17 protein-coding genes are annotated in these 22,466 nt (G+C 64.7%); 12 read left to right on the top strand and 5 right to left on the bottom strand.

The window, feature by feature from the left end; all coding sequences use genetic code 11:
* From DRB06_RS16410 to DRB06_RS13950, 10 genes are all read left to right on the top strand, one after another.
* Positions 1-184, top strand: a 184-nt coding sequence (locus DRB06_RS16410) for a hypothetical protein (RefSeq protein ID WP_220093033.1), incomplete at its 5' end; no start/stop codon positions are given.
* A complete protein-coding gene (locus tag DRB06_RS13990; RefSeq protein ID WP_159097672.1) occupies positions 165-1,151 on the top strand; it encodes a LacI family DNA-binding transcriptional regulator in 987 nt (328 codons plus the stop codon). The genes DRB06_RS16410 and DRB06_RS13990, both read left to right, overlap by 20 nt.
* 130 nt (positions 1,152-1,281) lie before the next feature.
* On the top strand, positions 1,282-4,185 hold the full coding sequence (locus tag DRB06_RS13985; protein ID WP_111820265.1) for a glycoside hydrolase family 3 C-terminal domain-containing protein: 2,904 nt from the start codon (positions 1,282-1,284) through the stop codon (positions 4,183-4,185).
* A 44-nt stretch (positions 4,186-4,229) separates the two neighbouring features.
* Complete coding sequence (gene yicI / locus DRB06_RS13980) at positions 4,230-6,359, top strand: alpha-xylosidase (RefSeq protein WP_073333104.1); 2,130 nt, start codon at positions 4,230-4,232, stop codon at positions 6,357-6,359.
* Positions 6,356-8,464, top strand: a complete 2,109-nt coding sequence (locus DRB06_RS13975) for a beta-galactosidase (RefSeq protein WP_111820264.1) — start codon at positions 6,356-6,358, stop codon at positions 8,462-8,464. The genes yicI and DRB06_RS13975 overlap by 4 nt, the downstream gene beginning before the upstream one ends.
* Positions 8,464-9,828 carry an alpha-L-fucosidase gene (locus DRB06_RS13970; RefSeq protein ID WP_111820263.1) on the top strand — a complete coding sequence of 455 codons (1,365 nt, stop codon included), beginning with the start codon at positions 8,464-8,466 and terminating at the stop codon, positions 9,826-9,828. Before DRB06_RS13975 ends, DRB06_RS13970 begins: the two co-directional genes overlap by 1 nt.
* Positions 9,829-9,852: 24 nt before the next feature.
* On the top strand, positions 9,853-10,452 hold the full coding sequence (locus DRB06_RS13965; RefSeq protein WP_108967658.1) for a DUF624 domain-containing protein: 600 nt from the start codon (positions 9,853-9,855) through the stop codon (positions 10,450-10,452).
* Positions 10,453-10,663: 211 nt separating this feature from the next.
* Complete coding sequence (locus DRB06_RS13960; protein WP_083565923.1) at positions 10,664-11,656, top strand: sugar ABC transporter permease; 993 nt, start codon at positions 10,664-10,666, stop codon at positions 11,654-11,656.
* Between the two features lie 13 nt (positions 11,657-11,669).
* Positions 11,670-12,608, top strand: a complete 939-nt coding sequence (locus DRB06_RS13955) for a carbohydrate ABC transporter permease (RefSeq protein ID WP_083565922.1) — start codon at positions 11,670-11,672, stop codon at positions 12,606-12,608.
* Between the two features lie 60 nt (positions 12,609-12,668).
* Entirely contained in the window at positions 12,669-14,438 is a 1,770-nt protein-coding gene (locus DRB06_RS13950; protein WP_073333096.1) for an ABC transporter substrate-binding protein, read from the top strand.
* A gap of 104 nt (positions 14,439-14,542) precedes the next feature.
* Here the strand turns inward: DRB06_RS13950 and DRB06_RS13945 are convergent, their stop codons facing one another.
* Positions 14,543-14,944 carry a hypothetical protein gene (locus DRB06_RS13945; protein WP_258522275.1) on the bottom strand — a complete coding sequence of 134 codons (402 nt, stop codon included), beginning with the start codon at positions 14,942-14,944 and terminating at the stop codon, positions 14,543-14,545.
* A gap of 89 nt (positions 14,945-15,033) precedes the next feature.
* On the opposite strand from DRB06_RS13945, the gene DRB06_RS13940 reads away from it, so the two are divergent.
* Together DRB06_RS13940 and DRB06_RS13935 are read left to right on the top strand one after the other, a co-directional pair.
* The gene (locus DRB06_RS13940) at positions 15,034-15,273 is read left to right on the top strand and encodes an RNA-binding S4 domain-containing protein (protein WP_073333091.1); all 240 of its coding nucleotides are present in this window, start codon (positions 15,034-15,036) and stop codon (positions 15,271-15,273) included.
* 244 nt (positions 15,274-15,517) lie between these two features.
* On the top strand, positions 15,518-16,555 hold the full coding sequence (locus DRB06_RS13935; RefSeq protein ID WP_111820262.1) for a hypothetical protein: 1,038 nt from the start codon (positions 15,518-15,520) through the stop codon (positions 16,553-16,555).
* Between the two features lie 145 nt (positions 16,556-16,700).
* Here DRB06_RS13935 and dnaE read toward each other — a convergent pair whose 3' ends face one another.
* The 4 genes from dnaE to lspA are packed head-to-tail and all read right to left on the bottom strand — an operon-like array spanning position 16,701 to position 22,444.
* A complete protein-coding gene (gene dnaE, locus DRB06_RS13930; RefSeq protein ID WP_111820261.1) occupies positions 16,701-20,318 on the bottom strand; it encodes a DNA polymerase III subunit alpha in 3,618 nt (1,205 codons plus the stop codon).
* A 10-nt stretch (positions 20,319-20,328) separates the two neighbouring features.
* On the bottom strand, positions 20,329-20,883 hold the full coding sequence (locus tag DRB06_RS13925; protein WP_073333083.1) for a GNAT family N-acetyltransferase: 555 nt from the start codon (positions 20,881-20,883) through the stop codon (positions 20,329-20,331).
* Positions 20,884-20,897: 14 nt separating this feature from the next.
* On the bottom strand, positions 20,898-21,818 hold the full coding sequence (locus tag DRB06_RS13920) for an RluA family pseudouridine synthase (RefSeq protein ID WP_073333080.1): 921 nt from the start codon (positions 21,816-21,818) through the stop codon (positions 20,898-20,900).
* Complete coding sequence (gene lspA / locus DRB06_RS13915; RefSeq protein WP_083565921.1) at positions 21,815-22,444, bottom strand: signal peptidase II; 630 nt, start codon at positions 22,442-22,444, stop codon at positions 21,815-21,817. The genes DRB06_RS13920 and lspA overlap by 4 nt, the downstream gene beginning before the upstream one ends.
* Between the last annotated feature and the right edge of the window lie 22 nt (positions 22,445-22,466).

The raw sequence follows: 22,466 nt of genomic DNA, 5'->3' as shown, positions 1-22,466 counted from the left end.
GGACGGCGGGCGGGGCGGGCTGCGGCGCGCCCCGCCCGCCGCTGTTGCTCGCCGGATGAGCCGATGTAGGTTTAGCTGGGTTCGTCGAGGCAATGGCGTCCGCCTCGGCTCCACTTCGGCTTCCTTCTTCCAAAACAAGAACAGCGACTTGGAACATGGCAACGATGAGCGACATCGCCCGTGAAGCGGGCGTCTCCCTGAGCACGGTGAGCTATGCCCTGAGTGGCAAGCGACCCATTTCTCCCGCTACACGCGAGCGTATACAGGAAGCCATCGAAAAGCTGTCATACCACCCGACGGCGTCCGCGCGCGCCCTAGCACTCAATCGCGCTTCGATTCTCGCCGTCGCGGTTCCGCTGCGTCCCGGAGCGAACGGACACGTCATCATGCAGTTCGTCCGCTCAATGCTCGGCACCGCTTATGAACGAGACGTAGACATCCTCCTGGTCACCGGGGAGGATGCCGATCATACTCAACGGGTTATCGAAGAGGGCAAGGCCGACGCCCTCGTAGTAATGGACGTCAGCGATAGCGATCCACGCATGGGATTCCTCCGCAAGCTGAGCAAGCCGGTCGTCCTCATCGGCTACCCGAAGCGCACCTACGGCCTTGCATGCGTCGACTTCGACTTCCGCGAAGCCGCTGCGCTGTGCGTACGAGAGCTCCACAGCACCGGTGCGCGCAAGATCTACATGATCCGCCCGCCTCAGGAGGCGCGCGAGCCTGTGTTCACCTACCAGCGACGCTCGCTTGAGGGCTTCCGCGATGGCCTGGACGATTTCGACCTGACTGGCGACGTCGTTGAGCTCCCCGCCTCTTACCCTGCAATCCTTCAGTGGGCTGAACAAGCGTTGACCGGCCCCGAGGCGCCCGACGCCCTTTTCGTTCACCATGAAGCCCTGCTGGCCCCCCTCGGACGTGTACTTCGAGATCTCAGCATTCAGATCCCCGACGCGCTCCAAGTAACCGCGATCGCTCCGGAAGATGTGGCGTCAGACGGCCCCTGGCAAGTATCGGGCACCACACTGCCAATCGAGGCAATCGGAGCCACAGCCGTGACCATGGCCCTCGATCTGGTGGACGACGCCGAACTCGCTCCCTCCGCGCAGCTCCTTGCGCCCCGCTTCACCCGTCGCGAGACCACGCGCTGATCGGGGCCACGCGCAGATGCACCCCTAACGGAGACCGTTAGCGCAACTGGAAATCGTCGAAGCGATTCGATAATATGCTTCGTACACCGACCGCACCACGCCGGTGCACGCCGACGCACGGAGGCACTCAATGACGAAACGCCGTACGCAGCACCCGCACGAATTCTCGGGAACCGCCGACACCAGGCGGCTCGAATGGGCCCGCAAGACAGTGGCCCAGCTCACTATTGACGAGCGCATCAGCTTCCTCCACCAGTATTCCCCGGGCGTCGAGCGGCTCGGAATCGGCCCCTTCGTAACCGGCACCGAGGCGCTTCACGGTGTGGCCTGGCGTGGACCAGCCACGAGCTTTCCCCAACCGGTTGGAATGGCGGCAACATGGGACCCCGACCTGCTCAGCAGAGCCGGCCAGGTCGTCGCGGCCGAAGTCCGCCAAATGAAGCAAGCGGATCCCAACATCAGCCTGACCGTATGGGCGCCGGTGGTGAACACCCTTCGGCACCCGCGTTGGGGTCGGACCGAAGAGGCCTACACGGAGGATCCCCTGCTCAACGCCGAGCTTGCCACCGGCTACGCGACGGGGCTCCGGGGCGAGGGCGAGCACTGGACGACCGTGCCCACACTCAAACATTTCCTCGCCTATTCCAATGAGACCGACCGCTCGGCCACATCCTCACAGCTAGACCCACAGCTCCTTGAGGAGTATGAGCTTCCCGGGTTTCTCACCCCCTTGCGGCGGGGCGCAGCGGGGTCCGTGATGCTCTCATACAACCTCGTCAACGGCCGCCCCGCCCATCTGAGCGAGCTGGTCAACACCAGGCTGCGCTCCGCCGTAGCCGAGCCGGACCTGCTCTTCGTCGTGACCGATGCGGGTGCCCCAAGCAACCTTTGGAGATCGGAGAAAGTGCTTCCCAACGCTCCCGCGGCGTACGCGGCGATGCTGCGGGCCGGGGTGGACTCCTTCACCGACCACGACTCCGACCCCGGCGAAACGATCGCCGCCGTTACGCAAGCACTGCAAGACGGACTGATCACGACCGCAGACATAGACCATGCCGTGGTCAGGCAGCTGGTGGCGCGCGCACGCACCGGAGAGTTCGATTCGCTCATGGGCCAGCCTCCGCGTGAAAGCACGCCAGCTATCGACCGCCCGCTGGCATGCGCCGTCGCTCGGGAGGTGGCGACACGCAGCATCGTACTTCTGACACATGGGTCGCGCGGGCGTGCTGCACTACCCATCGCCCCCCAAAGCGCCGTCGCTGTGATCGGCAATCGGGCCCACGAGGTGCTCCACGACTGGTACTCGGGAGACCTCATTGCCCCGGTGTCACTCGTGGATGAGCTGTCGACGCGGCAGCAGGTACCCGTAAAGGCCACCAAAGCCATCGAAGCGATTCGCCTATCGGTGTCGTCCGAGTCGTACCGGCGTGGGCAGTCCGCGACGGGCACTGCCTCGGAGTATGTCTTCGTCGGCGACGACGGATCATTGCGCCTCAGCCGTCCGCAGGCAGATGGCCCGCAGGTTTCGGCTCAACCCGTCCTCCTCGAGATGATCGATTTCGGCGAGAACGTCATTGCTCTACGCGGCGAAAACGGTCGTTACCTCCGCCCCGACGACTATGGCCAGCTCGCCCTCGAGGCGGAGGCAATCGGCGGGTGGGTGAGCCAGGAACTATTTCGACGCGAGCAGTTCTCGGATGGCCACTGGTTCCTGATCCATCGCGCTAGCGGACGCTACGTCGGGGTTGAGCACCATTCCGGCGCCCTCACGCTTCGCGGCACCGGGGCTGACAGTGGCGTGCCCTTCCGGGCGCAGTCTATGCAGACTCCAGAAAAGGCGTTCGCCGACGCCGCCCGTGGGGCCGACGTCGTAATCGCCGTCGTCGGGAACAATCCCTACGTGCACGGCCGCGAAACCGAGGATCGGCCGCACACGCACCTTTCCGAGCCGGATAAGGCACTCGTACGACGACTGCGGGAACTCCCCGAGGACGTCGCAACCGTGCTCCTCATCATCTCCTCCTACCCCTACGACCTCGAGGGGGCAGATGACGGCATTGATGCGGTGATCTGGTCATCTCATCTGGGCCAAAGCGAAGGCGAGGCGCTCGCCGACGTCCTGACCGGCGCGCAAGACTTCTCTGGCAGGCTCGCCCAAACCTGGCCAATCGACTCGGCTCTACCCGATCTGCTCGACTACAACATAGTGCGGACCAGGTCGACCTACCTTTATGGCCAACCGCACCGGTTCGCCTTCGGGCACGGCCTGTCGCTTGACGCTGCGCATTGGGAGCGGGCTGATTTGGAGTTGGGTCCGCACGCGGTCAACGTACACGTCGACATCGCCGCGCCACGGCAACGTTGTACGCGGGGCCCCCTCCGTGACGTGGTCCAGGTATACGCCGATCTGCCCACCAGTGCGTTCGGCCGCCGTCCGCTGCACACGCCGGATACCCGTCTGGTTGGCTTCGCCACCGCCACCATCATGCCCGGGCAGGACTACGCCTCGGTCGATCTCGTGATCCCATTCGATCGCCTCGAGGTCTTCGCACCTGATACCGCTGCCTGGGAACTCCCCGACGGCCCGTTCCGAGTTCGCATCGCCCGCTCCAGCGCCCAGGAAACAACCGTCTTCGAGCGTGTATTCGTCCTGCCCACTGACCTCACCCGGCGGCCTCAGACGGCCTCGGCCGCACCCGCCTTCATCGACACGAGTCGCGCCGAAGATCTATCCGGCCTCGTCCGCGCGGCCGCCTCCCCGGCGCATGGGGAAGAACTTAGGCCTGAGGCAGGCAGCGGTACCTGCGACTTCATCCTGCCCGCGGGAACGCGGGTCTCCGAGCTCCGGACGCGCCGGCTGGCGGATCCCTGCGCTATCACGTCTCCAGCGGCCGAAGTCGTTGACGCCATCACGGGTGAGCCGCTCCGGGTCCCACTTACCGTCAGTGCGGAAGATCCCTATGACGTGGGTCGAGTGCGCATTCGCCTCAGCGGCCCAATCGCCCTGTTGGGTATAGAAGCCGCAGCGAATTAAACACCCAGCACAAACCCCTGAATGATCCAAGGAAAGATATCTTCATGAAGTTTTCAAACGGCTACTGGCTTACCCGCGATAACGTCACACTTCTCCACCCCAGCGAAGTATATGACGTAAACATTGCCGAAGATGGTCACTCCCTGCGCGTATTCGCCCCCACACGCCATATTGCCTCACGAGGCGACACGCTCAACACCCCGGTATTCACAATCACCCTCGACGCACCGGCGACCGACGTAATCGGTGTACGTATCACCCATCACGGTGGCACCCCGACGCCGACTCCGGCCTTCCCCCTCATGCCAGGAAGCGAGGTCGACGCCGAGGTGAGGCGGGCGGACGATGGGTCTTCGGTCACCTTGCGCTCGGGACGGCTTGAGGCCCGCGTTCGCCTTTATGGGCCTTGGCTAGTCGAGTACTTCTGGGACGGGGCCTTCCTCACCGCGTCCACGGAGCGCTCCGTGGGCTATGCCCGCGTGCGCCCGACCTCAGGGCCGACCGGCGGAGACTATGACGACGGTGCACAACCACTTGACACCCATCTTGCGGCGGGTGGCCCCTACGTGTACGAACAGCTGAGTCTCGGCCCGGGAGAGCGCCTTTACGGCCTCGGGGAGCGGTTCGGCGCCTTCGTCAGGAACGGTCAGGCGGTCGACGTGTGGAATGCCGATGGAGGGACCAGCTCTGAGCAGGCATATAAGAACATCCCCTTCCTGCTTTCCTCACAGGGCTACGGACTCTTCGTGGACGACGCCGGCCCCGTCTCCTTCGAAATCGGTTCCGAGAACGTCTCCGCCACCCAGTTCTCCGTCCCGGGCGAGACGCTGCGGTACGAGATCTACGGCGGTGGGGAGCCGCTGGAAGTACTGGAGCGGTACACCGCCCGTTCCGGTCGCCCGGCTAAGCTCCCCGAGTGGTCCTTCGGCCTGTGGCTGTCGACCTCTTTCACCACAAACTACGACGAGGACACCGTCCTGTCATTCGTTGACGGGATGGCCGAGCGGGGCATCCCGCTCTCCGTGTTCCACTTCGACTGCTTCTGGATGCGCGGCTTCCACTGGTCGGACTTCGCGTGGGACCCCGCGACTTTCCCGGATCCTCGCGGTCTAATTGACAAGCTACACGCTCGAGGCCTGCGCGTATGTACCTGGATCAATCCCTATATTGCCGAGCAATCCCGGCTATTCGACGAGGCCGCAGACCGCGGCTATCTGCTGCGGCGTGCCGACGGCGCGATTTGGCAGACCGACCTGTGGCAAGCAGGCATGGGCCTGGTCGATTTCACCAACCCCGATGCCACCGCTTGGTTCACCGACAAGCTGGAGCAACTGCTCGACGACGGCGTCGATTGCTTCAAGACCGACTTCGGCGAGCGGGTTCCCGTGGACGGCGTGATGTGGGCGGGCGGATCGGACCCGCTGCGGGAGCACAACTTCTACACTCGCCGCTACAACGAAGCGGTGTTCCGTCTGCTTGAGCGGCGGCGCGGAACCGGCGAGGCGGTGCTATTCGCGCGCTCCGCGACCGCCGGCAGCCAGGCATTCCCGGTTCACTGGGGTGGGGACTGCGAGTCCAGCTACCCCGCCATGGCTCAGTGTCTGCGCGGTGGGCTGTCGCTGGCCGCATCGGGATTCGGCTACTGGAGCCATGACATCGGTGGCTTTGAGGGGACGCCGGACCCATTGCTGTTCAAACGCTGGGTCGCCTTCGGTCTGCTGAGCTCCCATTCTCGGCTGCACGGCTCGAACTCCTACCGGGTGCCCTGGCTCTTCGACGACGAGAGCGTCGATGTCATGCGCGAGTTCGCGCTGCTCAAGGACCGGCTGCGACCGTACCTGCTCAGCACCGCGGAGGGCGCCCGAGAGCACGGTCATCCCATGATGCGTCCCATGTTCATGCAGTTCCCGCGTGATCCCGCCGCACGGGACCTGGATCTGCAGTACATGCTCGGGCCCGACGTGCTGGTAGCACCCGTATTCCGTCCGGACGGTGCGGTCGACGTTTACCTGCCGCGGGGAGTTTGGCGACACCTCATAGACGGCGAAGTCGTTGACTGCGCAGACGGAGGCCGCTTCATCCGACGCGTCTACGACGTGCACTCCCTGGGGCTGTTCGCCCGCGAGGGCTCCGTGCCGATCGATTTGGTCGGAAGTGAAGGAGGCTCCCGGTGAGTACGTGCCATCAGCCGTTCGACCCTGGGCACCTCCTGTACGGAGGGGACTGGAACCCCGACCAGTGGCCGCGTGAGGTGTGGCGGGAAGACGTCGCCCTCATGCGAAAAGCCCACGTGAACACCGTAACCGTCTGCCCGTTCTCGTGGGCCTCCATGGAGCCCCGCGAGGGCCACTACGAATTCGGCTGGCTCGATGACGCGATCGAGCTACTCGCTGACGCGGGTATCGGATTCTTTCTGGCGACCCCGACTGCCTCTCCCCCACCTTGGTTCACCCTGGCGCATCCCGACGCCCTCGCCGTTACGCCCAGCGGCGTCCAGCTGCGCCACGGCTCACGTGACACCTATGCCATTGCGGCCCCTGCCTACCGCGAGGCATGCCGACGTATCTCCCGCTTGCTGGCCGAGCGCTATGGCAAGCATCCGGCACTGCGGGGGTGGCACGTGCACAATGAGTACGGAACCATCGATTACGGCCCGCATGCCGAGCGCGGGTTCCGTCACTGGCTCAAGGACAAGTACGGCGACCTCGATAATCTGAACGACGCCTGGGGCACCAGCTTCTGGTCGCAGCGCTACGGTTCCTGGGAGGAGATCCTGCCGCCGGTCGCCACACAGTATCTGCCCAATCCCGGGCTGGTTCTGGACTTCCGCCGGTATTCGTCCGATGAGATGCGCAGCGCCTACCTGGAGCAGGCAGAACAGATACGCGCGGCCGGTTCCACGGTCCCTATCACCACCAACTTCATGCTCCCGGACTGGAACAACCTCGAGCAGTGGTCCTGGGCCGAGGATTTGGACGTTATCTCCCTCGACCATTACCTGGACTCCACCTCTCACGAGGCCGAGGCGCACGTCGCCTACGGTTCCGACCTGGCGCGCTCCTGGAGCGGCGGCCCTTGGATACTCATGGAGCAGAATGCCACGCAGATCAAGCTGCGCGGCAGGGCTCTACCGAAGCCCCCCGAACGCACCATCCGCGATAGCCTGGGCTACATCGCACGCGGCTCGCAGTCATGCATGTTTTTCCAGTGGCGAGCCTCGACAGCCGGTGCCGAGCAGTGGCACTCGGGAATGCTCCCCCACGCCGGGGTCGACAGTGAGGGCTTTCGCACCGTCGTGCAGCTGGGACAGATCCTGAAACGCCTAGACGAGGTCCATCTGCCGCCCGTAGACGGACCGATCGTCCACGCTGACGTTGCGATCGTGTGGCACGCCGACGGCTGGTGGGCGCTTCAGACTCCTGACCTGCCCAGTGCGGACATCATCTATGCGAAGGAATTGCGCGCGACCCATCGCGCCCTACGCCGGCTCGGAATCGCCACCGACTTCGTCGCCCCCGGCGCCTCACTGGACTCCTATCGCCTGCTGGTCGTCCCCTGCCTGTATCCCATGGACGAGCAAACCGCCGCCTGGATCAGCGCTTTCGCCCGCACCGGCGGAACGGTGGTGGTCACCTATCTCAGTGGTTTGGCCGACTCGAATATGCGGGTGCTACCCGGCGGCTATCCAGGCCGCCTGCGCGATCTGCTGGGGGCCTACTCCGAGGCGCTGTGCCCGCTCGAGCCGGGCGTGCGGCACAGGCTGCTCAGCGCCCGGGGAAAGCCGTTGGACGCCGTTGCCTGGACCGAACACGTGCACCTTACGCACGCACGTTCCGTGTACTCATATGCGGAAGGCCCGCTTGCCGGTCTGCCGGCGATAACCTGGGCCCGGGCAGGCGCCGGGTCCGCATGGTACGTTTCCGCGCAGCTTACGCGGCCTTCGTTGCAGGACCTGTGGTGCCTCATTCTGCACGACGCCGACGTCAAGCCGACCGTCGTTGGCGCTGCTCCGCTAGGGATTGAAGCGGTTGTACGGCGTTCCCGCGACGCCGACTACCTCTTCCTGATGCACGATGGCGAGATCGACGTCGACGTCACCGCGCCTGGCGTCGACCTGATGAGCGGTATCGACCTCTCCGAAGGTGGCCTGCTTAGGGCCGGGAGTTGCACAGTCATTCGGCTTCAGCCCAATGCAGCCCATGCGGTGTCAGTTGCCATTCACAAGCCCGCCGACGACTCCACCCACCTCGAATCTGATCTCAACAGGGAGTACCAATAATGACCACCGAGGCCGATCTCAGGCCAGCCCCGTTGGCGGCAGCAGGAGCTGTACAGCACGAGCCCGCGCCCGAGTATGTCTGGCCGTCAGATCCGTTGGTCAGGCAGAGCCTTGGGCACTGGCAAGACCTCAAGGTAGGCGTCATCATCCACTGGGGGATCTATACCTCTATCGGGCAGGGCGGGTCCTGGTCCCTACACCGCGAAGACCTCGGCTGGTTCACAGACCCGCCCGAGGATTGGCATGGGACCGACGCCGAGTACCACACCTGGTACTACGACCAAGCCCGCACGTTCACCGGCGAAGACTTCGATGCGCAAGAGTGGGCCAGTGCCTGCGCAGCGGCTGGGATGCGGTACTGCGTATTCACCACAAAGCATCACGACGGGTTCTGCATGTACGACTCCCAGTACACCAATCTAAAGTGCACGTCCGAAGAGTCCGGCCTCCGACGTGATGTGCTCCGGGAAGTCACCGAGGCCTTCCGCGACAACGGCCTGGAAATGGGAGCGTACTTCTCCAAGGCGGACTGGTCGCGCCCGGAGTACTGGAACCGATCTGTACCAATCAAAGATCGCTTCCACAACTACAGCATCCATACCCATCCGCGGGCATGGAACCGCTTCGTGGAGTTCACCCGTGACCAGATCGAGGAGATCCTGACCGGCTACGGCCCATTCTCGGTACTCTGGCTTGATGGAGGTTGGGTCTGCGCGCCCAAGGAGCCGATTGACATCGACGGCATCGCGCGTACCGCACGCAAAGCGCAGCCAGGCATTCTCGTGGTTGACAGAGAGGTTCCGGGGCCACACCAGAACTACCTGACCCCGGAGCAGCAGCTTCCGTCAACTCCGTTGCGGGTGCCCTGGGAGGCGTGTATCTCCCTCACCAAGGAGTGGTGCGCGATGCGACCGGATGATCCCGCCAAGTCAACTGCCGAGACGATCGGCAACCTGGTGAGGATCGTCGCCGGTGGCGGTAACTACCTGATCGGCATCGGGCCCGACGCACGCGGGCGGATGGTTCCTTCAGTCAGGCGCTTCCTGCGAGATCTGGGCGAGTGGATGCAGGTCTGCGGCGAGGGCATTTACTCCACCCGCCCGCCCGAGAACCCGCCATCCGTAACGTCCGACGACGATCTGAGCTGGCACCTCACGCAGCGTGATGGAGCTCTGTACGCGTTCGGCCTCTCCGGCGCAGACTCGATTCCGGCTACTACCCTGCACGTCGGCGCCAAACTGAGCACAGTCAACATGCTCGGCAGCGGACCACTGCAATTCCACGCAGATGGCGATACGACCGTCGTTACTGTACCCCCGTCCGCGACACGGTGGGCAACCTGCCTGCGGATCGCGTTGGCATGAGTATTCGAGCAGGGGAGGCACCAAGTGGAGCCTGTTGATAACCGCACCGTCCGGGGTCTTTCGAGCTTCTTCACACTGGTAGCACTCAATCTCATCTACGTCGTCACCTGCATACCGGTGCTAACCATCGGGGCCGCAACCAGCGCGCTTCTAGAAACCATGGATGCAGTGCGCACCGATCCCGACACCGACATGTTACGCACCTACATGGCTGCACTGAAGTCCGACAAGATACGCGGCACCGTCGTCTTCTGGACCCTTTGTCTTCCAGCTCTCCTGGCGCTGTTCGCCATCAGCTTTTGGTGGTCCGTAGGCGGAGCGGCAGGCACTATCGCAGCTCTCGCGGCCGGGTTGTTCACGCTGTATCTCGCGGCAAGCACAGCGCACGGCATGCTCCTGGTTGCAACCCGCACTGCGCCTGCACGAACCACCATCCACAATTCGCTACTGCTCCCGGCTGCCGCGCCCGGACGCTCCCTCCTACTTGTTCTGGTTCCGGTCACCGAGATAGCGGTGGCCATCGCTGTGCCCGTGTCCCTGATCTTGATTCTGACGGTCGGACTCACCATCGGTGCACTCATACAAACAGCCGTCGCGGCTCCCCTCTACGCCAGCCTGTCTTGAGTTGCGGGTGCCGAATGCTAGACATCAACAGCGTCGAAGCGTATCGACACTCACGGTTGACCAGACCGCACAACGCGGGTACGCTGAGTCGACGTAGGGAGTCGGCAACCCCCTTGGAAACTAAGCGAGATCAGACGGTCCGCCATCATCTGCAAGGACGCAGCAACGCATCCGGTAATCATCGAACCGCTACGACCGATAAGGAGTAATCATGGCATTGCCACCAGCGCCGGCGTCGGTCGTTGCCGCCAACGAGAAAGCCGGGCGCTCACGTCGCCACGCGCAAACCGACCAGCCGCAGCACCGTCGTCCCAAGTCGTTCAAACTCTTCCTGTCGATCACACCGTTCCTGGTCCTGGTACTGCTGTTCAGCTACCTGCCACTGCTCGGATGGGTGTACTCGCTGTTCGACTTCAGGCCGGCCCGCGGCCTGGCCAATTCTGAGTTCGTGGGGCTCCAGTGGTTCCGGATGCTGGTCCAATCACCAACCCAGGTGCATCAGATCCTGCGGGTGCTCGCCAACACGCTGGGGATGAGCTTCCTTGGTATCGCGACGTCGGTACTCCCCCTGGGCTTCGCCGTGCTGCTCAACGAAATCCAGGCCAAGTGGTTCAAGAACCTCGTCCAGACGCTGACCACGCTCCCGAACTTCATCTCGTGGGTACTCGTCTACATGATCGCATTCGCACTATTCTCGTCAACCGGAATGGTAAACTCGACGATGCTGTCGCTCGGGCTCATCGACGTACCGGTCAAGTTCCTGGACTCCGGCTCACACGTCTGGCTCAAAATGACCGCATGGGGACTGTGGAAAGGACTCGGATGGGGCTCGATCATGTACCTGGCCGCCATTTCCGGAATAGACCAATCCCTATATGAGTCGGCGAAGGTTGACGGCGCCGGGCGCTTTAGGACCATGTGGTCCATCACCATCCCACAGCTACTCCCCACCTATTTCGTGCTGCTCATGCTCTCGATCGCAAGCATCTTGAACAACGGCATGGAACAGTACTACGTGTTCCAGAATGCCTTCAACAAGCAGCACATCGAGGTTTTGGATCTGTACGTCTACAACGTCGGCATGGGCGGCAATAACCTATCCCTCGCGACCGCGATCAGCATGCTCAAGTCGATCGTATCCGTCGTACTCCTTCTATCTGTAAACGGCCTGTCGAAGCGCCTGCGCGGAACTTCGCTCATCTGAGGGGTGTAGAACAATGCTCAAGTCCAAGCGGCCCACAGTTCCGCAGGCCCGCCGCATGAAGCGCACCCGCGGAGATGTTGCCTTTCACATCGCCAACTACACCGGTGCGGCCCTGCTCGCCTTCGTCTGCGGATATCCCTTCTACTACCTGATCATCAACTCGATCAGCGCCAACAACGTCGCCGCGTTGGGCGACGTGCGCTGGCTGCCAGAGGGAATCCATTTCAGCAACTACGCCAGCGTATTCCAACTCAGCGGACTCTCGCAGGCCGCGGCCGTGTCCGTGGCACGAACCGTGATTGGGACCGCATGTACCGTACTTGCGTCGGCATATCTGGGGTTCATGTTCACCCAGGAGCGCTTGTGGAAGCGTGCCTTATGGTATCGGCTCGTCGTCATCACCATGTACTTCAACGCAGGCATTATTCCCGTCTTCATCGTCATGTACGCGTTAGGACTTACCAACAACTTTCTCGTGTACATCCTGCCGGCTATCGTCCAGCCCTTCAATATCATTCTCGTGAAAACCTATGTCGAGTCGATGCCCCACGAGCTGCAGGAAGCCGCCGAGGTCGATGGCGCCAGCACCGTACAAGTATTCGCTCGCATAATGCTGCCGAACATGACCCCGATCCTGGCAACGGTCGCGATCTTCTCCGCGGTGGCGCAATGGAACAGCTTCCAGGATACCCTGATGTACATAACTGACAAGAGCCTATACACATTGCAGTACCTGTTGTACACCTACATCAATCAGGCGGACAGCCTCGCTCAAATGGCTCAGCAGTCCGGGGGCAACCTCGGTTCCGTCGCCGCGGCGGCAACTGCCCAGACGGCGACCTCGATCAGAACCACCGTAGCGGTCGTTGTCGTATTGCCGATTCTCTTCGTATACCCGATGTTCCAGCGCTACTTCGTCAAGGGAATCATGCTCGGCGCCGTCAAAGGCTAGTCAGTACTTCTTCAGTCATCCAGCCATCCACTATTCCTCACCCCATCAAAGGAGATGCACATGGCCACCTCAATCTCACGCCGATCGCTATTGGTCGGAGCAAGCGCCGCGTTCGGCCTGCTGACACTGGGAGCATGCGGCAAGAACAACGCATCCGGTTCATCGTTCAGCAACGCGGATGCCACCGCATTCCCAACCACGTGGTCCGACACGGCTAAGTTCGAAGTGTTCGACGGCCTCGCCAACCAGGCGGGCGAGCAACCCGGTTGGTTCGGCAAGATGGTCTCGGACCGCTATGGCCTCACTCTCAACTTGGTGTCGCCCAACGTCGCCGGAGGTGGCGACACGCTGTACAACACGCGCGTCACGGCGGGCAACTTGGGTGACATTGTGGTGGTCAGTGTTGGTAAGCAAATGAATGAGCTGATCGACGGCGGCCTGCTCATGGACTTCACGCCGGTATACGGCGCCATGAAGAATGTGGCACGCTTCGACGCGGCAGTCCAGAAGCTGAACGAGGACAAGGACGGACTGTACGGACTGCCCACCCAGATCTCGACGCTCAAGCCTACTGAACCCAGCGAAGGCATTGACCCGACGTTCGGTCCCTTCGTGCGTTGGGACCTCTACAAACAGATCGGCTACCCGGAGATCCCGACTCTCGAAGACCTGCTTCCGGTACTGCAGCAGATGCAGGAGGCCCAGCCCACCGCGGACAATGGTAAGAAGACCTACGCCATCTCCCTGTTCAAGGATTGGGACGGGAACATGATGAACAACGCCAAGCAGCCGGTGTGCTACTACGGCTATGACGAGATCGGGTTCGTACTCGCCAAAGCTGATGGCTCCGACTTCCAGGGAATCCTCGACGATGATGGCCAGTACCGCCGTGTGCTCAAGTGGTTCTTCGACGCGAATCAGCTTGGTATCGTCGATCCGGACTCGACGACGCAGAACTATGACACGTTGTTCTCCAAGATGCAGGCCGGCCAGGTCCTCTTCTCATTCTGGCCCTGGCAGGGTCAGTCTGCATACAACACCGAGGAGCACATGGCGGCCGGTAAGGGCTTCGAGATCGCCCCACTCGCGGACATGAAGGTCTTCTCCTACGGTGCCGAAGCGGTCGGCGGCCAGCAAATCATCGCTATTGGCTCACAGGTAAGCGACCCGGACCGCGCCGCAGCCTTCCTCGACTGGCTGTACAGCTCGGAGGGGGTATCTTGCAACTCCAGCCAGACGATGGGCGCTGCAGGGCCGCGGGGCCTCACCTGGGATATCAACGCCGACGGCAAGCCCGAGCTCACGGACTTCGGCCGCGAGGCGCTCCTGGGCGACGACGCGGACGTCCCCAGCGATTGGGGAACCGGCACCTACAAGGAAGGCGCCTCGTGGCTCAACGTAACGACCGTACTCGGTAACGACATCGACCCCGAAACCGGCTACCCCTTCAACTACAAGATGTGGGAGACATACCAGGAGACCACCGCTAACCCACTCTCCGAGGACTGGTCGGCCAAGATGGGCGGCGCAACGACAACAATGCAGTACCTCCAGGACAACGACATGTTGGCGGTCGCCCCGGGCGCTAGCTACGTGGCTCCCGACGATGACTCACAGACCGAGTCGCTGCGCAACCAGGTAAAGTCCGTCATCGTTGAAAGCTCCTGGAAGATGGCATTTGCCAGCGACGAGGCCGAGTTCGACTCCCTATGGGAAGACCTCAAGGCCACCGCCGATGGACTGGGCTACCAGGACGTCCTTGAGGTCGACATGTCCAACGCAAAGGATCAGCAGGCCGCGCGCGAGGAGATCGTGGCACAGTTCGGCTGAGTTCCCGTGACGTCCCCACCCCGGGTGTTGGTCGTGATGTATCACTCCGACGAGCACCCGGGGTGTTGGCTAAACCGGTTGCGGCGCCACGCCGTGGTCCTCGTTCATCCTTGGGCCCAGTATTCCCAGCAGGCACTGCGCTCGGGCGGCGCCCAGGCGTCGTCGGCTGTGCCGACCTCACCCTTGGCCTGGTTGATCACCAACGCCGGCAGGCTCGGCTCGCCGCGCTCGGCGCAGTCGTGTCCGAGCATGTGCAGCAGCGGGCCCATGTGGCGAGGCAGGACGGTGCCGCCGATCGCCTCGCTGAGCTCGCCGTAGGTGACGACCTCACGGTGCGCGGCGACGTCGATCAGCACCTCGCGAGCACGCATCACGGCTTCGGCCAGCCGCGGCGTCAGCGTGTACCTGCGCTCACCCACCGGGTAGCGCTCCCCCACGGTCAGCGCGAGTTCACCTCCCGCAGGCAGCTCGGGCTCGGGCGATGCCCCAAACGCAGACGATGACACCCGTTCATCCTCCCAGATCCTGACGCAGGCGTGGGCGGAGGTCAGGGCTCGCGGCTGCGAATACCGTGCGGCCCTGTCAAAATGAGCGCATGTCTGCATCCGCCTTCCCCTCCGTTCCCGTCTCCGGCGAGATCAAGCTCGGGCAGTTCCTCAAGCTCGCAGGCCTAGTGGAGGACGGAGCCGACGCCCGCATCGCCATCCAGTCCGGCGACGTCACGGTAAACGGCGAAGTCGAGACCCGGCGCGGGCACCGCCTGGCCGACGGCGACGTCGTCGTCGTGGACCTGCCGATGGGTGCGGCCGGCGCCGTCGTGACCGCCGCGCCCTGAGCCGCCCACCCCCGTAACCCGCCTGTCCCCTGCGTGCGGCGTCTAGTACGAGCTTTTGCACCCTGGTGTATGGCAAATAGCCGCACACCAGGGTGCAAAAGCTCGCAGTAGAGCAGTAGCCCGCACCGGGGCAACACGGCCGTGTGATCTCACCGGCGTCCACAGGGAGCACTCACGACACCCCACGGGCGTTCCATCAACAGCCCTCGGAACCCACTGCTCGCAACCGCCGCAGGCTTGAACCATGCAGTCCTACCCGACACCTCCACCGCTGCCCTCCGTCAAGTTCACCGCCGAGCGCACGCGCCGTTCCCTACCCGCCGGGGACAACCTGATAGCAGTGGATCGGGGCGCCTACGTGCCGCGTCCGGACTCGGCTGCTCCACTGTGGTCGCAGCGGCAATACATAACGCTGGCACGGTGCGAGGCCGTGCTGCATGCCCATACTTCGGCGATCAGTCTCACGCATGAGGCCGCTGCGGTTGTCCAGGGCATCGCCATCCCCAGTGCCGAGCCCGACATCCGCGTCGCAGTACCGCACAACCATTCGCGCACGCGCAGGCCCCTACCCCAGCAGACATATGTTCATGCCAACAGCAGGCACTCCGGCCGGCGCGTCGCTGCCGTTCGCTCGACGACCGCCCCGGTCCTAGACGACGTCCGCGTGGTCGGCGGCCTGCGGGTGACAACACCGCTGCGCACCGCCATGGACTGTGCCTTTGACCTGCCCGCGCTTGACGCGATCGTGGTAGTTGACTCCGCTCTGCGCGCTGTTTGCCGACCCGACCGCTTCACCGGTCGTTGCTGCGGCGATCTCTCCGCGACTGCCGCGATTGACACGCTGAAAGCGATGATTGAGGAGCAGGGACTGCGCGCCGGCAAACGGCGAGCACGCGCCGTCGTCGACATCGCCGACCCGCGAGCGGAGTCTCCCGGCGAAAGCATGCTGCGCGGAGTGGTCCACGCCGTCGGCCTACCGGATCCACAGATACAGGAACGCTGGCTCGATGACGGCGAGATGGCCGAGTACTTCTTGGACCTCGCCTGGCCCGAATATCGCCTCGCCCTGGAGTTCGACGGCTATGGCAAGTACCGCGCCAGCAGCGACCTTCGCGATGAGAAGCACAGAGAGATGCGACTACGCAACGCCGGGGGCTGGCAGGTACACCGCGTCGAGTGGGGCGACCTGCGCGATCGCGAGTCCTTCGGGCGACGGCTGGTGGACTTGTTCCCACCATCCGCGGCGCGCCTGACACGACGCCGGAAGGACCTGTGGTTGTAGGCCGCCGAGCACACCGAGCCACGTACCACTGACACACGCAAAACCCGTCTGGTACGAGCTTTTGCACCCTGGTGTATGGCAAATAGCCGCACACCAGGGTGCAAAAGCTCGTAGTAGGGCACAAAGGGTCGCAGCAGGCCGGCGGTCAGCGCTTGAGACAGCCGGGGCCCAGCAGCGCCTTGATGTCGGAGTAGAAGGCCGCAGACGCCTCCACGCGCAGGGAGTTGTCCAGCTGGGTGCGCACCTCACGGCCGGGACTGGTCAGCGTCAGCCGCACGGTGGACATGCCCGGGTGCTTCTCCAGCACCGTCTTGAACTGCTCCACCAGCGGGCCGGTACAGCGGTTGGTCGGCAGCGTGATCGTCACCGCCTCGTGCGTGGCGCTGGACACGTCCGGCACCGTCATCTCCTGCACGTACAGGGCGACCTGCCCGTCGCGCCGGTTCAGGCGCCCGCGCAGGGTCACCACCGTATCCGGCGCCAGCATCGTGGAGACCGTCTGGTAGGTGGAGGGGAAGAACAGGGCTTCGATGCTGCCGCCCAGGTCCTCGATCTGGGCGATCGCCCACAGGTTTCCCTGCTTGGTGGTCTTGCGGGTCAGCGAGGTGATCAGCCCGGCGATGGTGACCATGGCGCCGTCGGGCCGGTCGTCGTCCTCGATGAGGTCGGAGATCTCGGTGTCGGCCAGCTTCGACAGGGCGCTCTCCAGCCCGAGCAGCGGGTGGTCGGAGACGTACAGGCCGAGCATGTCACGCTCGTAGGCGAGCTTCTCCTTCTTGTCCCACTCGGGCAGGTCGGGCACCTCCGAGGAGAAGACCGGGCCGGAACCGAAGCCGGCATCGGCGGCCTCGCCGCCCCCCTCCCCCATGAGGGAGGCGAACAGGTCGAACTGGCCGGCGGCCTCGTTGCGCTTGACGCCGATGATCTCATCGACGAAGTCCTCGTGGCAGGCCTGCAGGGCGCGCCGGGACTTGCCCAGCGTGTCGAAGGCGCCGGCCTTGATCAGGGAGTCGATGGTGCGCTTGTTGCACACCACCGCCGGGACCTTGTCGAGGAAGTCCTCGAAGCTGGTGAAGTCGCCCTTCTGCTCGCGCGCCTGCACGATGGCGTCGACGACGTTGGCGCCGACGTTGCGGATGGCGCCCAGGCCGAAGCGGATGTCCTCGCCCACGGCGGAGAACTGGGCGCGCGAGGCGTTGACGTCCGGGGGGAGCACCTTGATACCCATGTGGCGGCACTCGCCCAGGTAGACGGCCAGCTTGTCCTTGTTGTCCTTCTGGGAGGTGAGAATGGCCGCCATGTACTCGGTCGCGTAGTGGCACTTGAGGTAGGCGGTCCAGTAGGTCACCACGCCGTAGGCAGCCGAGTGAGCCTTGTTGAAGGCGTAGGAGGAGAAGGGGACGACGACGTCCCACAGGGTCTGGATGGCCTCCTCGGAGTAGCCGTTGTCCAACATGCCCTGCCGGAAGCCGACGAACTCCTTGGCCAGGATCTCCGGCTTCTTCTTACCCATGGCCTTGCGGAGCTTGTCTGCCTTGCCCAGGGAGAAGCCCGCCAGCTCCTGGGCGATCCTCATGACCTGCTCCTGGTAGACGATCAGGCCGTAGGTGGTGCCCAGGATCGGATCCAGAACGTCCTTGAGCTCGGGGTGGATGGGGACGATCTCCTGCATGCCGTTCTTGCGCAGGGCGTAGTTGGTGTGCGAGTCGGCGCCCATGGGGCCGGGCCGGTAAAGGGCGCCGACGGCGGAGATGTCCTCGAAGTTGTCCGGCTTCATCAGCCGCAGCAGGGTGCGCATGCCGGAGCCGTCCAGCTGGAAGACGCCCAGGGTCTCCCCGCGGGCGAGCATCGCGTAGGTCTCGTGGTCGTCCAGGGAGATGTTGTCGATGTCCAGAGCCGGCTTGCCGTTGGCGACGATGTTGTCCAGGGCATCGGAGATGACCGTGAGGTTGCGCAGCCCCAGGAAGTCCATCTTGAGCAGCCCCAGGTGCTCGCAGGTGGGGTAGTCGAACTGGGTGATGTAGGCGCCGTCCTGAAGCCGCTGCATCATGGGGATGATGTCCGTCAGCGTCCGGCTGGACATGATGACCGCGCAGGCGTGTACGCCCCACTGGCGGGTCATCCCCTCCAGGCCGCCGGCCAGCTCGACGATCTTCTGCGCGTCGGGGTCCTCGGTGTGCAGGTCGCGGAACTGTTGGGCCTCCCCGTAGCGTGGGTCCTCGGGGTTGAACATGCCCTTGATGGTGATGTCCTTACCCATCACCGACGGCGGCATCGCCTTGGTCAGGCGGTCGCCGACCGCGTAGGGGTAACCCATGACACGGGAAGAGTCCTTCAGGGCCTGCTTGGCCTTGATCACGCCGTAGGTGACCACCTGGCTGATCTTGTCCGCGCCGTACTTGTGCTTGACGTACTCCAGCACCTCGTCGCGCCGGCGCTCGTCGAAGTCGACGTCGATATCCGGCATGGAGATGCGCTCGGGGTTGAGGAAGCGCTCGAAGATCAGCCCGTGGTTCAGGGGGTTGAGTTCGGTGATGCCCATCGCGTAGGCGACCATGGAGCCGGCGCCGGAGCCGCGGCCCGGGCCCACGCGAATGCCCTGCCGCTTGGCCCAGTTGATGTAGTCGGCCACCACCAGGAAGTAGCCGGGGAAGCCCATCTGCACAATCACGCCGATCTCATACTCGGCCTGCTTGCGGCAGTCCTCGGGAATGTCGCCGTGGAAGCGGCGGTCCATGCCCTTCCAGCATTCCTTGATGAACCAGGACTCCATGGTCTCCCCCTCGGGCACGGGGAAGGCCGGCATGTAGGACACGCCATCGTCAACCGTCTGGAAGTTGACGTTGCACTGTTCGGCCACCAGCAGCGTGTTGTCGCAGGCCTCCGGCATCTCCTTGAACAGGGCCCGCATCTCCCGGCCGGGACGCAGATAGTAGGTGTCGCCGTCGAACTTGAAGCGGTCGGGGTCCGAGAGCACCGAGCCGGAGTTGATGCACAGCATCGCGTCCTGCACGGTGCGGTCCTCCGGACGCACATAGTGGGAGTCGTTGGTGGCCAGCAGGGGGGCGTCCAACGCCTTGGCGATGCGCAGCAGGTCCTTGGTGACGCGCCGCTCGATCTCCAGCCCGTGGTCCATGAACTCCACGTAGAAGAAGTCCTTGCCGAAGATGTCCTGGAACTCCCCGGCCGCCCGCAGCGCCTCGTCGTACTGGCCCAGCCGCAGGCGCGTCTGCACCTCGCCCGAGGGGCAGCCGGTGGAGCCGATCAGGCCCGCGGAGTAGCGGGACAGCAGTTCGCGGTCCATGCGCGGAGCCTTGCCCCACTGCCCCTCCAGCGAGGCGTAGGAGTCCAGCCGCATGAGGTTGTGCAGGCCCTCGTCGTCGCGAGCCAGCAGCGTCATGTGCGTGTAGGAGCCGCGGGCGGAGACGTCGTCGGAGCGCTGGGACTCATCTCCCCAGAACACACGGGTCTTGTCGAAGCGGGAGGTGCCCGGCGTCATGTACGCCTCCACCCCGATGATCGGCTTGATACCGGCCTGCTTGGCGGCCGCGTAGAACTCGTAGGCGCCGAACATGTAGCCGTGGTCGGTGATGGCCAGGGCACGCTGCCCCAGCCGTTTGGCCTCGGCGACGTAGTTCTTGATCTTCCCGGCGCCGTCGAGCATGGAGTAGTCGGTGTGAACGTGCAGGTGGACGAAGTCGTCGTAGGGCTCCTGACCGTCGGTCTGCTCGTCCACCGTCTGCGCAACGCTCGTGTCTGCCATGCGGCTCATCTTAGGAGCGTGTGAGCGTGCGGGCCATGTCCTGATGCCAGATGCCGGCATCCAGGTAGCGCTCCCCGGTGACCACCCGGTAGCCACAGCGCCGATAGAAGCCCATGGCCGTTTCCTGCGCCGCCAGCACCACGGTGACGGCGCCCTCCACGGACGCGTACCGCAGGGCGGCCTGCTCGACGGCGGCGACCAGGCGCGCCCCCAGCCCGGTGCGTCGGGCGGGGCGTCTGACGGCCAGGCGTCCCAGGTGGACCTGCCCGGGGCGGTCGGGTTCCAGCAGCAGGCGCGCCGCGCCCAGTGGGGCGCCGTCCGCGCCGCAGGCGAGCACGTGGATGGTGGTGGCCGCGAAGTCGCGGGCGTCGATCTCCAGGGCGAGGGGGACGTCCTGCTCGTCCACGAACACCTCCAGACGCACGTCCGCCACCGCGCGGCGCAGCTCGTCGAGGGCGGGGTCGGCATCATCGCCGCGGGCGGTGGCGAAGCGGATGGGGGCGACGACGGCGCGCAGCGGCGTGATGCGCAGCGGCGGGTGGCCGGTCGGGTCAGGTGCGGTCATTGGCGGCAGGCGGTTCAGGGCAGGCGTAGGACTTCCAGGGCCCGGGTCAGGTCCTCGGGGTAATCGCTGTGGAAGGTCATCCGTCTGCCGGTGAGCGGGTGGGCGATGGTCAGTTCGGTGGCGTGCAGCCACTGGCGTCTCAGGCCGGTCTGGGCGCTCAGGGTGGGGTCCGCCCCGTAGGTGGCGTCTCCCACGCAGGGGTGGCCGACGGCGGCCATGTGCACGCGGATCTGGTGGGTGCGACCGGTCTCCAGGTGGACCTCCACCAGGCTGGCGCGGGGCATGAATTCGATCACGTCATAGTGGGTGATGGACTCGCGCCCGCCGTCGATGATGGCCATCTTCCACTCCCTGCCGGGGTGACGGCCGATGGGGGCGTCGATCGTGCCGGAGGAGGGGTCCAGGTGGCCTTGGACGACGGCGTGGTAGACCTTGTCGACGGTGTGCTCACGGAAGGCGCGCTTGAGCACCGAGTAGGCCCGTTCCCCCTTGGCGACGATCATGACGCCGGAGGTGCCCACATCCAGCCGCGAGACGATGCCCTGTCGCTCGGCGGCGCCGGAGGTGGCCACCGATATGTGCATGGCTCGCAGCGCGCCGAGCACATCGGGACCGTCCCAGCCGACCGACGGGTGCGCGGCCACGCCGGCGGGCTTGTCGACCACGACGATGTCGGCGTCCTCGTACAGGATTCTCATGCCCTCCACCGGGGTGGCAGCCGGCGCGGGCGGGCGCGGGTCGGGCAGGTCGGCCTCGATCGTGGTGTCGGCCTCCAGCCGCTGCGCCTTGTCCGCGGCCGCGCCGTCGATGCGGACCCGGCCGGCGGCGCAAAGGGCCTCAACCTTGGAGCGGGACAGCCCGGTCATGCGGGCCAGGGCCGCGTCCAGCCGCTGCCCCACGAGCCCGTCCGGAACGGGCAGCAGCCGCAGGCTCATGCGTCGGTCTCCGCATGCCGACCGCGCCCCTCGCCAGCACGGCTGCCGTCCAACTCGCGGCCGCGCACGGACAACACCATGATGATGACGGCGGCGCCGACGATGGCGATGTCGGCCACATTCCCCACGAACCAGCCGCCGTAGTCGATGAAGTCCACCACGTGTCCGCGCAGCACGCCGGGGGCGCGCACCAGGCGATCGATGAGATTGCCCACCGCGCCGCCCAGCACCAGGCCGAGCGCGACCGCCCACCACATGGAGCCCAGTCGTCGGGAGATGCGAATCACCACCACGGTTACGATGATGGCGATCAGGGCGAAGATCCAGGTCTGACCGGTGGCGAAGGAGAAGGCGGCGCCGGGGTTGCGCAGCAGCGTCAGCGTCAGCCAGTCGCCCAGCACGCGCACGCGGTGCCCATCCGACAGGGCTGCTACCGCCCACACCTTCGTCAGCTGGTCCACGGCCACCACCGCGACCGCCAGCGTCCACAACGCCGCCAGGGGGCGGTGCGGACGCCGGACGGACGCCGTCTTGGTCGCCTCCGGCATGCCGGCGGAGGTCGGCGTGTCCGGCGTGCCGGCGGAGGTCGGCCGGATCGGCGTGACGGGTTCGGGAGTCTCGCTCATGGTCCTCCGTGGAGTTCAACGG

This window comes from Actinomyces sp. Z5 (assembly GCF_003287795.1).
Lineage (GTDB): Bacteria > Actinomycetota > Actinomycetes > Actinomycetales > Actinomycetaceae > Actinomyces > Actinomyces glycerinitolerans.
Note: the sequence above shows the minus strand (reverse complement) of the source record. Positions and strands in the feature narration are given on the sequence as shown.